This is a genomic window from Pseudomonas farris (assembly GCF_019145235.1).
Classification (GTDB): Bacteria; Pseudomonadota; Gammaproteobacteria; order Pseudomonadales; family Pseudomonadaceae; genus Aquipseudomonas; species Aquipseudomonas farris.
This window is the reverse complement of sequence record NZ_JAHSTV010000003.1, coordinates 358,830-374,166: the sequence shown is the minus strand read 5'-3', so window position 1 is coordinate 374,166 and position 15,337 is coordinate 358,830. Positions and strand designations below refer to the sequence as shown.

Here is a 15,337-nt window from a genome sequence, read left to right as displayed (position 1 = left end):
TTCACCGGAGGGCCAGTCACGGTCCATGTTTTCCGAGCGCCACGCTCGTACCTCAACCCCGCCAATTTGGCGGGGCTTTTTTTGCCCTGAAGAAAGCCCTCCTCTGCACCTTATTCCTACATTCATGGCTTACGCCGCCTACAACTCGAGTCCACTTCCTCCCGATATTTTTTGCGAGCCAATAACTAGTCTTAGTTAGGAGAATTTCTAATAGAAACTTCGACAACTTAATCTGCTTAGTTAGCATTACTTCGAATGGATTCGAACATGTTCAAACCGACTGTCGGCCCGATTATTGGCCACACTACAACTAATCATACCCGTATCTTCTTGCGCGGTAATTCACAGAACAACGCCTTGGTATTTGCAGGTATCCGTTATCGACGCGCCGGTGAGGAACACTGGTCAAAAGGCGTATTTGCAAAACTGACAATCTTGCGCGACATGTCCGATGTGATCGCCCTCAACGATCTCGCCACCGATACCGCCTATGAATATCAGGCAGGCTGGTTCAGCCCCATGAGCCCGGTGCATACCGTGGAGACGGTTCAGGAACTGCCGCTGCAATGGCCGCGGGAGATCTACCGCTTTCGCACGCAGTCCAGCAAAACCACCACGCCACGGGCCTACATCGCAGGCTCATGTCGTTACCTGCGAATGACCGCCGGCATTGCCTCAGCCCCGCATTTGGGTGATCGGATCTTTGCCTCGATCACAAGCCTGGCGGAACGCGCCGAGCCGCCTATCAGCGCCATACTGATGACTGGCGACCAAATCTACGTCGATGACCTGAACCTCGTGGCCCCCGACCGGGAATACAAGGACATCCTCAGCAAATACCGCACGGCTTTTTCTCAGCCGCATATATCGAAGTTAATGTCCGGCATGCCGACTTACATGATCCTCGATGACCATGAAATTGAAGACAACTGGCCCGCCAATGCAAGTAAGAGCGATGTTCACTTATACCGAAACGCCATGACGGCGTATGAGCTCTATCAAGTCAGCCACAGCCCCGTACATGAACTGCTTGCCAACGGGCAAGTCAACAGAGCGCTGTTGCCGCACTATTGGTATCAATTCACCGAGGGTGATATCGAATGGTTTATTACCGACAGTCGAACCCGACGCAATCTGTCGGCCAGCGACCGGCGCATCCTTGATGAAGAGCAGGAACAGGCGCTGCTCAAATGGCTGATCAACAGCACGGCCCGGGTCAAATTCGTGGTCACCAGCGTCATGTTCTACCCCGACCGCAAGCTTCACGGTGATGACGCCTGGAAAGCTTTCCCGGAACAACGACTACGGCTGCTGGAGACGATTCGTACGTATGGCATCAAGAACATCTTCTTCATTTCCGGCGATGTCCATGGCTCGCTGACCAGTCGCCTGACTCACAGCGCGGACCCGGATTTCGAAGTTCACACCATCGTGCCTTCACCGCTGTGCAACAGCAAACTGCTGCCGTATGCCAAGGCATCGACCTTCATTCTCGACCAGGCGCTGGCCCGAACGACCGCGGGAGATTATCGGCATGAGCTGACCAGTGAGGTGATCAGCCAGGATAATTTCGCGCATCTGGTCGTCGATGCCGAACAGGTTCGCGTCAATTATCACGATCGGGATGGCAAGCAACTGCAGTCGATATCCATAGAATTGCGTTGATCCCGGGAAAGATCGCAGCCTTGCAGAAGCTGCCGAAGGCTGCGATTTTTTGACTCACTACATTACTTTTCGGCGCCTCGCTGGAGAAATCTTCGCGCCTGCCGACATATTCTTATAGCACTTGGCCTTCATGTCTCTTGTCAGTCGGTGTCGCAATGATGCAACCTTGCCGCAGACAACAGTAAAGAGGGCGAGAGCCCGGCGCGATCAGCATATTCGAAGCGAGTTTCCCTCCATATGAAGAGCCAACCCGATGCCGCCAGCCGTATGGTGGCCGAGGTAGTGACGCAGTTGCCAGTGCCCTCGCGGCTCGGCATGCTGCGTTTCGAACGGCTGAATGAACCGAGCTGGGCGCTGCTGTTTCTCGACCCCAATTGCGAGCGACAGTTTGGCCTGCCGGCAGTGGAGCTCTGTGCTTTGGTCGGCTCGCCCTATGCCAGCCTGATGGAGCCGGAAGCGCGCTATCAACTGCACGACACGATCCAGCAGCAACTCGCCGATAGCCCGCATTACCTGATCCGCTACACCTTGCACACTGCCGCAGGCGTACTGAGCCTGCTGGAACTGGGCGAAGCTTACAAACAACACAATCGACACCTGCTGCGCGGCTACCTGATGGTGGTGGACGGTCTGTTCGACGGCGAACCGCTAACGCCGGCGCTGGACCTGGAAACCCAGAACTCACGCCTGCAAATCGCCCTGGAACTCAATCAACGCGCCCAGCAGGAACAACTGCAGCATCTGGACCGGGTGCGCGCCCAGCAAGATCTGATTCTGCTGCTGACCCGCCAGCGCTACAGCACCAACAATTCCCTGCAAGAAGCCGCCGAGCTGATCACCCGCAGTGCCTGCGACATCTATGAAGTCGACTGCGCCAGCCTGTGGAACCTCGACGGCTCGCTACTGACGCCGATCTCCGCCTATCACCGCGTTACCCGGGGTCACCGACTGCCGGAGCCGATCGACGTCAGCGGTTTTCCCGATTACCTCGACGCCTTGCACACCGGTCGCGCCATCGACGCCCACAACGCCATGCGCGACCCACGCACCCGGGAAATCGCCGAAAGCCTGCGCCCGCGTGATGTCAACGCCATGCTCGACGCCAGTATCCGCGTCGATGGTCAGGTGGTCGGCGTGCTCTGCCTGGAGCAGATCGGTGCGACCCGGGCCTGGCAGTCGGACGAAATCGCCTTTGCCGGCGAGCTGGCGGATCAGTTCGCCCAAGTCATCAACAACCACAACCGCCGCACCGCCACCAGCGCTCTGCATCTGTTCCAGCGCGCGGTGGAGCAAAGCGCCAACGCCTTTCTGCTGGTCAATTGCGACGGCGTGGTGGAGTACGTCAACCCAAGCTTTACCGCGATCACCCAGTACACCACCGAAGAAGTCCACGGCCAGCGGCTGTCGGAACTGCCGGCGCTGGAAAACCTCAGCGAACTGCTGTTCGACGCACCGTCGGCGCTGGCCAAGAGCAACAGCTGGCAGGGCGAGTTCAAGAGCCGACGCAAAAACCTCGAACCCTACTGGGGCCAGTTGTCGATATCCAAGGTCTATGGCGACAACCGTGAGCTGACGCACTACATCGGCATCTACGAAGACATCACCCAGACCAAGCTCGCCCAGCAGCGCATCGAGCGCCTGGCTTACACCGACAATCTGACCAACCTCGGCAACCGCCCGGCGTTCATCCGCAACCTTGATGAACGCTTCGCCCGAGACAGCGACACGCCGATCAGCCTGCTGCTGGTGGACATCGACAACTTCAAACGCATCAACGACAGCCTCGGCCACCAGACCGGCGACAAGCTCCTGATCAGCCTGGCGCGACGCTTGCGCAACAGCCTGAGCCCGAGCGGCAGTCTGGCGCGCTTCGCCAGTAACGAATTCGCGGTGCTGCTGGACGACACTGACCTCTCGACGGGCCAGCAGGTCGCCAACCAATTGCTGGCGACCCTCGACAAACCGATGTTCGTCGACAATCAGTTGATCAGCGTCACCGGCTCCGTGGGCCTGGCCTGCGCGCCGCTGCATGGCCGCGACCCACAGACGCTGATGCGCAACGCCGGCCTGGCGCTGCACAAGGCCAAGGCCAACGGCAAACACCAAGTGCAGGTGTTCACCGAAGCGCTGAATGCCGAGGCCAGCTACAAACTGTTTGTCGAGAACAACCTGCGCCGCGCCCTGACCCAGAATGAGCTGGATGTGTTCTACCAGCCCAAGCTGTGCCTGCGCAGCGGTCGCCTGCTGGGCATGGAAGCGCTGCTGCGCTGGAACCATCCGGAAAAGGGCATGATCCGCCCGGACCAGTTCATCAGCGTTGCCGAAGAAACCGGGCTGATCATCCCGATCGGCAAATGGATCGCCCGCCAGGCCTGCCGCATGAGCAAAGAACTGACCGCCGCCGGCCTCGGCGATCTGCAGGTGGCGATCAACCTGTCGCCCAAACAGTTCTCCGACCCGGACCTGGTGGCGTCCATCGCCAACATCCTCAAGGAAGAAGAGCTGCCGGCGAACCTGCTGGAGCTGGAGCTGACCGAAGGCCTGCTGCTGGAAGCCACCGAAGACACCCACTTGCAGCTCGATCAGCTCAAGCGTCTGGGCCTGACCCTGGCGATGGACGACTTCGGCACCGGTTACTCGTCGCTCAGTTACTTGAAAAAATTCCCGATCGACATCATCAAGATCGATCGAAGCTTCATCCACGAAATCCCCGACAACCAGGACGACATGGAAATCACCTCCGCGGTGATCGCCATGGCCCACAACCTGAAACTCAAGGTTGTGGCTGAAGGCATCGAGACGGCCGAGCAGTTGGCCTTCCTGCGCCGCCACCGCTGCGACGTCGGCCAGGGCTACCTGTTCGACCGACCGATCCCGGGTTCCGAGCTGATCGAAAAGCTCAAACGCTACCCGCGCGGCCCAATCGCCTGACCTGTGGGAGCGGGCTTGCTCGCGAAAGCGGTGTGTCAGACGCCATTGATGTCGACTGTCACACCGCTTTCGCGAGCAAGCCCGCTCCCACATTGGGTAGTGCTTAACCGGGCGTCATTAGGCAAACTGACGGTCTGTGTATTTACATCTCAACCTGACTGAGAGGACTGATCATGGTCTTGCGCTCGGAAATTCTGGTGAACAAAAACGTGCTCCCGACTAAAGAACAAGCTCTGCCTGGCCGCGAAACCCCAATGACCGTGCCGGAAAAACACTTCGTCCACGACGCCCCGCTGCTGGGCCCGTTCGTCACCGACGTGGATTTCGCGATCTTCGGCCTGGGCTGCTTCTGGGGCGCGGAACGCAAGTTCTGGCAGCGCGAAGGCGTGGTCAGTACGGCGGTGGGTTACGCCGGCGGCTTTACCCCCAACCCGACGTACGAAGAAGTCTGCTCGGGCCTGACCGGCCACAGCGAAGTGGTGCTGGTGGTCTACGAGCCGGCAAAAGTCAGCTACGAAGAGCTGCTGAAGATGTTCTGGGAACTGCACAACCCGACCCAGGGCATGCGCCAGGGTAACGACATCGGCACCCAGTACCGCTCGGTGATCTATGCCACCAACCCGACTCAACTGGCAGCCGCCAAGCATAGCGAGCAAGTATTCCAGGCCGAGTTGACCAAGGCCGGCAAAGGCACCATCACCACCGAAATCGAAGAAGCCCCGACGTTCTACTTCGCCGAGGCGTATCACCAGCAATACCTGGCTAAGAATCCTGAAGGGTATTGCGGGATTGGCGGTACAGGCGTGACTTGCCCGATCTGATCTCAGGCCCCAAAAAGCTTCGCGAGCAAGCCCGCTCCCACACTGGATCTGTGCCTGACCACACTCTTGTGATCGACATAGCCCCCTGTGGGAGCGGGCTTGCTCGCGAAGGCGTCCTTTCAGACGCCATCAATCCATCTGATCAGCAACTCAACTCTCGGCAATCAACCAATCCATCTGCCACCCACCCTGGGTCTGCCCAAGCTTCTTGGACAACCACGGCAGCAACTCACGCAATTCCTCTTCCAGCCCCCATGGCGGATTAGCAATCGCCAACCCCGAGCCATTCAGGCTATTGGGCGTATCCAACGGATGCACCAGCAATTCCACGCGCAACAACTTAGGCGCGCCCGTGCCGGCCAGATCCTGATAAAAACGACGCAACATGCGCTGGTCCTTCACCGGGTACCAGATCGCCGCCACCGTCTGACGCATCCGGCCAATCGCCTCTTTCAACGACGCCGCACAACGCTGCATCTCATCAAGCTGCTCGAACGGCGGATCAATCAGCATCACCGCCCGCTTCTCCTGCACCGGTAACATCGCCCGCGGCACATGCCAGCCCTCGCCCAAGTGAACCTTCACCCGACGATCACCGGCCATGTTGTCCTTGAGCAGCAAGCCGTCTTCGGGGTGCTTCTCGTTGAGCATCAGCCGATCCTGCGGCCGCGTCAGACGCCGCGCCAACTCCGGCGACCCCGGGTAATAGCGCAACTGGCCATCCGGGTTCATGTCGTGCAGCACCTTCATGTAATCAGCAGTCAGCGCCGGCAAATCCGGCTGATCCCACAACCGCGCGATCCCTTCCAGGTACTCACCGGTACGACTGGCCTGATCGCCCTGCAGGTCATACAGACCAATACCGGCGTGAGTGTCGAGATAGGCAAACGGCTGCTCCTTGCGCGACATCAAGGCGATGAGGCGGGTCAAAGTCAGGTGTTTGAACACATCGGCGTGATTGCCGGCATGGAAGGCGTGACGATAATTCATGATTGCTCCTGCGAAGGCCGGGAAGTTTACCTTGTACGGGGCTGGACGTCAGGGGTTCGCGGCCGAGTGGGCAATTCTGATAAGCCCGACTCTACACGGTGATCGTTCCCACGCTCCGCGTGGGAATGCCTCAAGGGACGCTCCGCGTTCCAGCCACGCAATCGAATTCGCGCCTGACACCGATGTGACGCAGAGCGTCACGGGCTGCATTCCCACGCAGGAGCGTGGGAACGATCATTCGGCGGCGTTACTCCGAAGGGCGAGCCCGCAACCGCCGCCCAATCACATCCAGCACATCACACCCATCGCGCAATGGAATGGCACAGAGCAAGGCAAAGTCGCTGAGAATGAAGGATTCGCACTCGACTGAACCGCGCATCGACATGTTTTCAAGCACCTGCGTGACTGCTCGAATTCGGTAGTTGCCAGCGTCATACAAAACATCGAGCGGCGCGTGGGTATCGACGAACAGCGTGGGCATGTCGGTGCAGTCTGGTGAGCGCCATGAAGCGGTTTTCGGGGTGGGGGATTGGCTCTTCGTAGGGTGGATCTGGTGTAAGAGTTTTCATTTTTGAGAGACCTTGGTGGATAAATTCAAGCTACCACCGGCCTTTCCTACGGGCTTGGGTGGCAGCCGTACGCGAGAGTAGGAAACTGAGGAGATCCACCAAAACTCAGCCACGCCGAAGCGTGTCCCGCGTACAGCCGCCGCGAACGATGTTACGGACACAAATTAAGTGCCGCAATCAAACGACAGCGCTGATGCGCGGTAAATCTCCAAGGGTTCCTACACCCTGCCACTGCATGTGCAGCGACAGCCAAAGACTATCCATGGATCTCACCTCGCACCAGTTCATGGAAACCGATACGTTTTGAAGGAAACTTCCGACGACCTTGCCCAGAAATTTCTCTTCCTCCTTCACCCGATGAGCGCAGAAAAGCTAACAGGATTCACTGCTAAAGCATGCTCAAAATATGCTCCAACCATGCTTTACTTGAGGGCCACGCATAGGGGTAATAGTAAGAACATCCAATTTCCTCAAACAAAAAAACCTGCAATTCCTCTTCACTTTGGATAGAACGTAAAACGACCTGCAACTCATCCTTCACTTGAGAAATCCTTTCTGGAGAAGATTCAGCAACAAACGATCGAACGACATCATCTTCTGACTCGTGATCACAGCTCCAATCCTCATGAAAGTAGCCAGCCAAGAACTGGAATAGTGCCGGAAATCTTGCGCTCATTACTCTGCATATCCTGTATGTATTCGATAACCATCTGGCATTCGCTGGTCCTTGCGTAAAAGTAGATACACCCCGGATACAGGCATAACGGTGGATGCTCTACGTCTTAAAACAACTCCAACTGGATAAGGGACAGAGTCACTAATAATGATCTGAGTGTCTCGGCCCTGTAAGAATCTTGCTATCACTGCCTTATTGGTAGTTATGACGCTGGACATAGCTTTTTCCGCCGTTGCTCGATCATAGAAAGTAGACGCCCTGCCAAGCCATGGCTCATCCTCAAGCCGTTGCGCTAGCTGAGCCTCAGATCGGCCAATGTGTTTATCAATTAGGTGACCTCCCCGGGCCTCGTGTGCACCTAAGCCACCTCCCGGAACAATTTCGCTATACGGCCCAGCGACATCTCTATCGCCAGGACACGGGTTGCATGCCAACCCCAACGGATCAACCCACCCCGTCGGATTCGGCGTGTACTGGTACTGGTTCAGCCCACCCGCCAACTTGATCGGGTCCGGGGTCAGGTACCGACCAATATCCGGATTGTAGTAGCGATGCCGGTTGTAATGCAGACCGCTTTCGACGTCGAAGTACTGCCCCTGAAAGCGCAGTGGCTGATCGAGCTGCTCTCCCCCTCCGAACGCCAGATGCGTGACCTTGCCATAGGCGTTGTACTTCGCCGACCAAACGATCTCACCACCGTAATCCGTCATTTCCTGCGGCGTGCCGAGGTGATCGAGTTGGTAGTAGAACGGGCAAGCCTTGCGTGGGCCTTTGCCGTCAAGCATCGCTAACGGGCGGAAGCTGCCGGGTTCGTAGACGTAGCTACGGTAGTGTTCGCGGCTGCTTTCAGCGACGAGGTTGTCGCCCTGCCAGAAAAACTCGGTGGTTTTGCCGTCAACGGTTTTGGAAATGCGCCGGCCGAAGGCGTCGTAGCGGTAACTGGAGCAACGACCGTCCGGGGTTGTGATGCCGACCAAGCGGTGCTGGCAGTCGTAGCGGTATTCGGTGACGATTTTTTGCGCGGTGCCGCGGCGTTCGCGGATCAGGTTGCCGAAGGCGTCGTAGTCGTAACGCCGATCGCCCTGCATCAGCAGGCGATTACCTTTAACGGTCGCCAAACCAGGCCGGTCCTGCATCAGCAGGTTGCCGGCGGGGTCGTGGGCGAAGCTTTCCGCTGGGGTGTCGCGGGTGTGACGCACGCGGGTCAGGCGGTTTAGCGGGTCGTAGATGTAGTTGCGTTGGCCGTGGCGGGTGTCGGCGATATGGTCGAGATTGCCGTTGGCGCTGTAGGCATAGTCGCGGCGATAGATCGGTTGTTGCTGTTGGCTGATGGCGTGGGCTTTCAGACGCCCCTGATCGTCGTAGGCATAGTCGCTGAGCAGCTGGCCTTGCTGGCGTTGTTGTTCGCGACCGAAGGTAAATTGGTGGCCAGTGAGTCGCGCGCCGTTGAGGTCAATGGCCGTCAGTGCACCGCCCTTGGCGTGGTGGTAATCGAGTTTGCTGCCGTCGGGCAGGCGCAGGCGATTGAGCTGACCGCACGCGTCGTAGCCATAACACAGCGTGCCCCAGCCCTGATGTTCGGTGATCAGTCGGTCTTGTTGGTCGTATTCGAATTCCAGCGGATGGTCGTGGCCATCGTCGACACCGATCAGTCGGCCGAGGCTGTCGTAGCGGTATTCGACCTTCAGGCCGTCGGGCAGAGTTTTGACCAGCAGTCGCCCTGCCGAATCCCGCTCGTAAGCGGTGATCAGCTGCGAACCGTCAGCGCCGAACTCGGTTTTCTCCAGCAGATGACCATTGAGGTCGTAGGCGTAGGCCGTGCGTTGGCCGTCGAAGCCAATTTCCTGTCGGATCAGTCCGCCGGGGGTGTAATCCAGCTGATATTTTTCACCGGATTCGTTTTCGATTTCCGTCAGCAGCAGCTGCGCGTTGTCGTAGTGGTATTTGAGCTGGGTACCATCGTGGTTGATCCGGCGGCTGACCAAGTGCAGGTCGTCGGCGTATTCGTAGCGCGTGACGCGCCCCAGCTCATCACGTTCAGCGGTGATCTTGCCGTAGGCGTTGTAGCTGAAGGCGCGAGTGGCACCGGTAGGAAGCGTCGTCTGGATCAGTCGGTCGATGGCATCCCATTGGTACTGGGTGACGGCACCGTGTTCGTCCTGACGGGTAATCTGCCGACCCAGCGCATCGTAGGAAAAGCGCCGCTGACCACCGTCCGGCAAGGTCTCTTCGAGCAACTGCCCCAAGGCATTCCAGACGAACACATGCCGACTGGTGTCCGGGTAGCGGATCGACAGCAAACACCCCTGAGCGTCGTAGTGGTAATGAGTGACCTGACCATCGGGATCGGTCGCTTCGGTGACATCCCCCTGGGCATTGCGCTGATACTTCCATACCGCTTTGCCGCGATAGCGCGCATGCAGGAAACCGTTGCGATACTCGTAGGCCGTTGGCTCGGCTTCCGGCGGAATCAGCGCCACCAACCGTCCGACGTCGTCATAGCGGTATTCGGTGACGGCGCCGAGCGGATCCTGCTCTGCAATCAGCCGACCCTGATCGTCATAGGCCTTGAGGTGTTCACCACCATCCAGCTCGACCTTGCGCACCAGCCGCGCCCGGTCGTCGTGGACGTAAACCTCTTCGCTGCCGTCGATGTTCTGGACGGTGACGCTGCCCTGGTCATCCCAGACATAACGCGTGTCCATCTGCGAAAACGACGCCCAGTGCCGGATGCAGCGCGCCGCCTTGCCGGGCCGCTCCCACTCCCAGAAGAAACTCGCGCCACCGGCCAGTTGCCGCTGCAGAATCACGTGCTGATCGTCGTAGTCGTAACGCTCGCTTTCCCCGGCGGCGTTGCTCGCCTCGATCAGTTGAGCGCATTCGTCGTAGCGGTAACTGACCAGCGCTTGCTCGGTGTGCCAGGCCTCGTCGAGGGCCTGCGCCGGGACAAAAACCTGATAGTCGACGGCGATCAGGTGGGCGCGGTCATAGCGCAACAACAAGGCGCGACCGGCGCCGTTGTCCATGCGTTGAATGCGCTCCTGACGGTCGCGGGTGATGCGCAAGCGGTTGTCGTACGCATCGCTGATCGCCGTCAGCCGACCGTTATGAAAGTGGTAAAAACGCGTGTCGTCGCCAGCCTGGGCGAGGATCAGTTCTTCGGGATCAGCGCCGAGATAAATCGCCGCGCGCGACAGGCTGTTGTGGATCGCCGGGCGTTCGTAGTTCGGCAGCGGGAACGTGGTGCGGCGGTTTTCGTGGTCGATCCAGATGACCTGATCGCCCTCGATCTCCAGTCGATGGGCGAGCGAATGACTCCAGCCAAAGCCGAGGCCGCAGTCGATCTCGGCGGCGCTGGTGCGATAGAGCCGGGTGAAGTCGAACGGCAGGATTCCGTCCAGCGAGCCGTCGGTGAGGGTCAGCAATTCTTCGCCGGTGACCATCGACACCGGGCAACCGTTCTTGCAGGTGGACGGCGCGCAAGTGGCGCTGTCGCCGTTGGGGTTTTTTGCTTGATCGGGGGAGTCGTCGTGGTGTTCGTTTTGCTTGAGCGTGGTGTTGCGCTTGGCATCCCAGCGCAGTTGCATCCGACCTTTCTTCAGACCCGCTGCAACACCGCGTGCGGCGACTGCTTTGTACTGGTCGACGTACTTCATGAAGGTGGTGAGGATGCTGAATGTCGCATCGACGAAACGCATCGCAAGACCAGCCAGCAACGCCCCGTACTTAATCCCGCGAAATGTGAGATAGGCTTTGGCGACGGGTATACCTACACCCGTCCAGGCCAGCGCCAAAGCAATCAGAATATCGATCAGTACCGAGACAATGACATGGCTGGCTACCTCTGCCGAGTTACCAGCCATTTCGCTAGGCGGTAACGCCGAAAGCCAAAGACTCGCGGCACGAAACAGCAGACAAAGCGCCGCTTCATCGCTTGCCAGCAGCATGGCTTTTTCCATCGTTGCTGGTGATTGCTTCGCCAGATCGATGAGTTGCTGTGCACTGCTGCCAAGTTGTTCAAGGTGAGCGGCAGGATTCTTAAGGATGTCAAAGACAAGGCTCAGGCCATCCCAAACACCCATGACTGCTGCCCAACTTCCCGCTAGCATTCCATTACCAGCGGCCACAAAAGTCGACTGCGACCACTGCGGTTTGAACCCCTCCCACTCCTTGCGTAGCCAGCCCTCTAGCTCTGTGGTCAGGCCGTCGTATGAGGAGAAAAGATCATTGATTTGAGTCGGGGTAAGTTCACTTTGAACATGAACGCGATAGAACTTGCCGGGTAAGCCTTCAAACTGTCCTTTACCGTTTTCATCGAGCGTCACAGACGTCGACTTACCGCCATCCATTGCAATCACATCGATCTGAATATTCCCCAACGGAATGTCATAAACCGATTCGAACTTGCTCTCGATCTCCAGAGTTCCGCTGTCCGGACACTGCGCAACGCTGGAAAAAAAATCGTCATCGCGACTACTTACAGACTTGCTGGTATTTCCCAGCTTGATCTTCCGCTCCATGCCCATCAGCGACGGCATATCCGTAGCCCGGCTGACCCTGTCCGCATTCCGGCTCAAGAAGCTGCCAAGCTGCTGGCGATACAAACTCAAGGTGTCTTTAAAACCCTCGAGCTCCTGCTCGATCCGTACGATCTGATCCATCAGTTCAGCTCCGATATCAGGTAATCCACCAAGGCTGATTTCGGTGCTTGAGGCAGGTCCGGCGCTTGCAAAAAGATCGCAACTTTGTGCCGCAATACGCGCTCTGAGAACGCCTCATATAAATCAGGTCGATCCTCGCTCAACCACTTCATCAAGTTGTTGATGCGGGTTGTGGCGGACTCGGTGGCGAGATGTTTAAGCAGCGATTCAGAAACTTCCCACCACGGAAAATCCCTGGAGGTTTTCAACGCACTGCCGCCGATATCGAGCGCTTGCCCATTGATCAAACAGCGGTCGATGACAGGCATTAACTGCGTGGCGTTAACGTCGGCAGTCTGAAGAATCGACAGCAAATAGCGCCCATCCCAGAACCGAAAAAACACCGCGTTGCCATTTGGCAAAAGAACTTGAGTGAGGCTGCGTAAATGCTCGACCAGCGCTTCTTGAGAAACAGAAGAAACCGTCAACCATCCCCAATCGCGGGACTCAGTCGTAGCAACCCACTCCAGAAACTCACTGCCAGCAGCGACAATTCCGACATAGGGCATCACCGCTTCCCACTTGGCATACGCGGTGTCAGCCCAGATCGGGCTCGGCGCTTGAGCTGTGATCGAGCGTTGCCAGGCTTTAAACGGTTCCGCAGCACTGGCACTGCTGAAAATCGCGAACAGTTGCTCTGCCGGTTGCAGCGGCTGGCGCTCCAGCCAGTCGCAAGGTGACAAGGCATCAGGCGGCACAAACACCGTCCTTGCAGCGCTCGCATTCTTCACAGAATGGCGCGTCGCTTTGCAGGCTGAGTATTTGTGCGGCACTGAGCAGCGCCGCCGGGGCGGCGGCGAGTTTCAACGGAACGTCCGGCAGGCTCGGCGCCGCAGCCATGGCCGCCATCGGCGCGCCACCGACCTGGATCGGCACGCTGCTGAAAATCCCGCCGGGGCCGATGTTGATCCACTGCCCGCCCGCCTGAATGGTCGCGCTGGCGCCGCCGTCGATGACCACTTGCTGGCCGGCGCTGACGTGGAATTGCTGACTGGCGTTGAGGGCCTGACTGGTCACGCGAATGTGCCGGTTGCCGACCACCACCAATTGATCGTCCAGCCGCACTTCGGTCTGGCGCTGACCGTGGGTGATGCGCTTTTCGTCGGCCTTCAGTTCATGGCGGGCGGTGCCGGTGACAACGATGCTGCGGGCGTTATCGACCTGCACCTGTTGATCGTTCAGTACATGCTGAGTCCAGTTTCGCTGCGCGCGCAGGTAGATTTCCTCGGCGCCCTTACGATCCTCGATGCGCAATTCGTTGTAACCGACGCCACCGGGACTACTTTGGCTGCGGAAAATGCTGCGGGTTTTGTCCGCCGGTAGATCGAGCGGCACCGGGGTCGCCGCGTTGGGCAGGCAACCCATCACCAATGGTTTGTCGGCATCGGCGTCGACGAACCCCACCAGCACTTCCATGCCGACGCGCGGAATCATCACGCTGCCGTAGCGGTCGTGCGCCCAGCCAGTGGCGACACGCAACCAGCAACTGGAATGCTCGTTGAGCTGGCCGTCACGGTCCCAAGCGAGTTGAACCTTGACCCGACCGTACTCGTCGCAATGGATTTCGCTGTCAGTCGGGCCGGTGACCACGGCGGGTTGATAACCAAGCATCCGCGGCTTTTCTGGCCCCAGCGGCGGGCGAAAGGAAACGTCCCACGGCGTCGCCAGAAAGGTATTGCGATAGCCTTGGAAATCATCCGGGCTGTCACCGGTGGCCGACTCTTCCAGCACCTGCGGCTGCCGGCCACGGTGTTCGATTTCGGTGATCAACCAGAGGTCATTCCACGCCTGACGCGGGTGTTCGGCGAGGTGCAGGAAATGCCCACTGACCAAAGCAGATTCATCGCCGCGACCTTCAGCCTGGCGGTAATTTGCACTGTGGCGCTCCAAGGCCCGTTGCGCCAGATGCTTGCCGTGTTCGCGATCGGTGAATTGGCCGGGAAAGTGGTAGTCCTCAAGCACCGGTCGCTGTTCGCTGTCGAGGCGGCTTTCGAGTTGCAAACGCGGTTTCTGGAAGTCGTAGTCCCGACGAGTGACCGCCGTGGTGCGGGTTTCCAATCGCACGTTGAAACGTTTGATCGCCGGCGCATCCACCGCCATCCCACTGCCCGGCAGGTACAGCGTCGGCTCGGGCAGCCGGGGGAAAACCGTCTGATCATCGCCGAACACCAACAGATGCCCGTCGGGGCTGTGCTGGAAGTGGTAATGAATGCCGACTTCTGCACATAACCGCTGGATGAACGCCAGATCGCTTTCGGCGTACTGCACGCAATACTCGCGATCGGGGTAGGCGCTGCCGAGCTGGAACTCGAAGGCATCGCGCTGGATGCCGTGGTCTTTGAGGATTTGCGTGACGATCGCCGGCACGCTTTTGTGCTGGAAGATTCGCTGATTGATGCGCCGAGCGAGGTACGCCAGACGCGGTACGAGACTGATTTGATAGCCCGTCAGACGTTGGCCGGAATCGCTCTGGCCGACGCGAAAAATCTGACCGTGAATACCGGAGCCTTGTGCATCGAAACTCAGAAACGCCTGACGGTGCAGCAGGCTTTCGAGGTCAATGTCGGGCCGTTCGCTGACCAGTTCCAGGTCAAAGCGGTAGGGTTGGCTGATGGCTTCCTTGCCCGTGAACTCAAGTACCTTGAGCTCATTCTGGACGCCGTCGAGGGTCAACGTGAAACGCGGTTGATTGGCAGACGCGAACATCCGATGTGTCTCTGCAGAATGAAGGCGGGCGATTCTGCATGAGCGACAAGGGGTGTTGACGGAGGGACAAGGAAATCAGATTTTCCCTACTTTTTTAGGGATTTTTCCTTCACAAGTTGAGATATAGAACTACAGACATTCCTGTCAGAAGCACCACCGAACAAATGTGGGAGCGGGCTTGCTCGCGAATGCGGTGTGCCAGTCGACATCAACGCTGCCTGTCACACCGCATTCGCGAGCAAGCCCGCTCCCACAGTGGAGTTTCGAGGCTTCACGCCT

At 58.4% G+C, this 15,337-nt stretch carries 8 protein-coding genes and 1 pseudogene; 3 read left to right on the top strand and 6 right to left on the bottom strand.

What is annotated here, in order from left to right; genetic code table 11:
- Positions 1–267: 267 nt before the first annotated feature.
- From KVG95_RS07950 to msrA, 3 genes are all read left to right on the top strand, one after another.
- Positions 268–1,665, top strand: a complete 1,398-nt coding sequence (locus KVG95_RS07950) for an alkaline phosphatase D family protein (protein WP_217855480.1) — start codon at positions 268–270, stop codon at positions 1,663–1,665.
- Positions 1,666–1,902: 237 nt separating this feature from the next.
- Positions 1,903–4,596 carry a putative bifunctional diguanylate cyclase/phosphodiesterase gene (locus KVG95_RS07945; RefSeq protein WP_123721539.1) on the top strand — a complete coding sequence of 898 codons (2,694 nt, stop codon included), beginning with the start codon at positions 1,903–1,905 and terminating at the stop codon, positions 4,594–4,596.
- A 173-nt stretch (positions 4,597–4,769) separates the two neighbouring features.
- A complete protein-coding gene (gene msrA, locus KVG95_RS07940; RefSeq protein ID WP_030129439.1) occupies positions 4,770–5,417 on the top strand; it encodes a peptide-methionine (S)-S-oxide reductase MsrA in 648 nt (215 codons plus the stop codon).
- A 150-nt stretch (positions 5,418–5,567) separates the two neighbouring features.
- Here msrA and KVG95_RS07935 read toward each other — a convergent pair whose 3' ends face one another.
- From KVG95_RS07935 to KVG95_RS07910, 6 genes and pseudogenes are all read right to left on the bottom strand, one after another.
- Positions 5,568–6,407, bottom strand: coding sequence for a 23S rRNA (adenine(2030)-N(6))-methyltransferase RlmJ (locus KVG95_RS07935; protein ID WP_008009107.1), 840 nt, complete (start codon positions 6,405–6,407; stop codon positions 5,568–5,570).
- Between the two features lie 247 nt (positions 6,408–6,654).
- Positions 6,655–6,976, bottom strand: a pseudogene (locus tag KVG95_RS07930) (hypothetical protein).
- 388 nt (positions 6,977–7,364) lie between these two features.
- Positions 7,365–7,652: a contact-dependent growth inhibition system immunity protein gene (locus KVG95_RS07925; protein WP_217855476.1), complete on the bottom strand. Its 288-nt coding sequence runs from the start codon at positions 7,650–7,652 to the stop codon at positions 7,365–7,367.
- Positions 7,652–12,313: an RHS repeat protein gene (locus KVG95_RS07920; protein ID WP_217855474.1), complete on the bottom strand. Its 4,662-nt coding sequence runs from the start codon at positions 12,311–12,313 to the stop codon at positions 7,652–7,654. Before KVG95_RS07920 ends, KVG95_RS07925 begins: the two co-directional genes overlap by 1 nt.
- Entirely contained in the window at positions 12,313–13,050 is a 738-nt protein-coding gene (locus KVG95_RS07915) for a DUF4123 domain-containing protein (protein ID WP_217855472.1), read from the bottom strand. Before KVG95_RS07915 ends, KVG95_RS07920 begins: the two co-directional genes overlap by 1 nt.
- Positions 13,040–15,058 carry a type VI secretion system Vgr family protein gene (locus KVG95_RS07910; protein WP_217855470.1) on the bottom strand — a complete coding sequence of 673 codons (2,019 nt, stop codon included), beginning with the start codon at positions 15,056–15,058 and terminating at the stop codon, positions 13,040–13,042. Before KVG95_RS07910 ends, KVG95_RS07915 begins: the two co-directional genes overlap by 11 nt.
- Between the last annotated feature and the right edge of the window lie 279 nt (positions 15,059–15,337).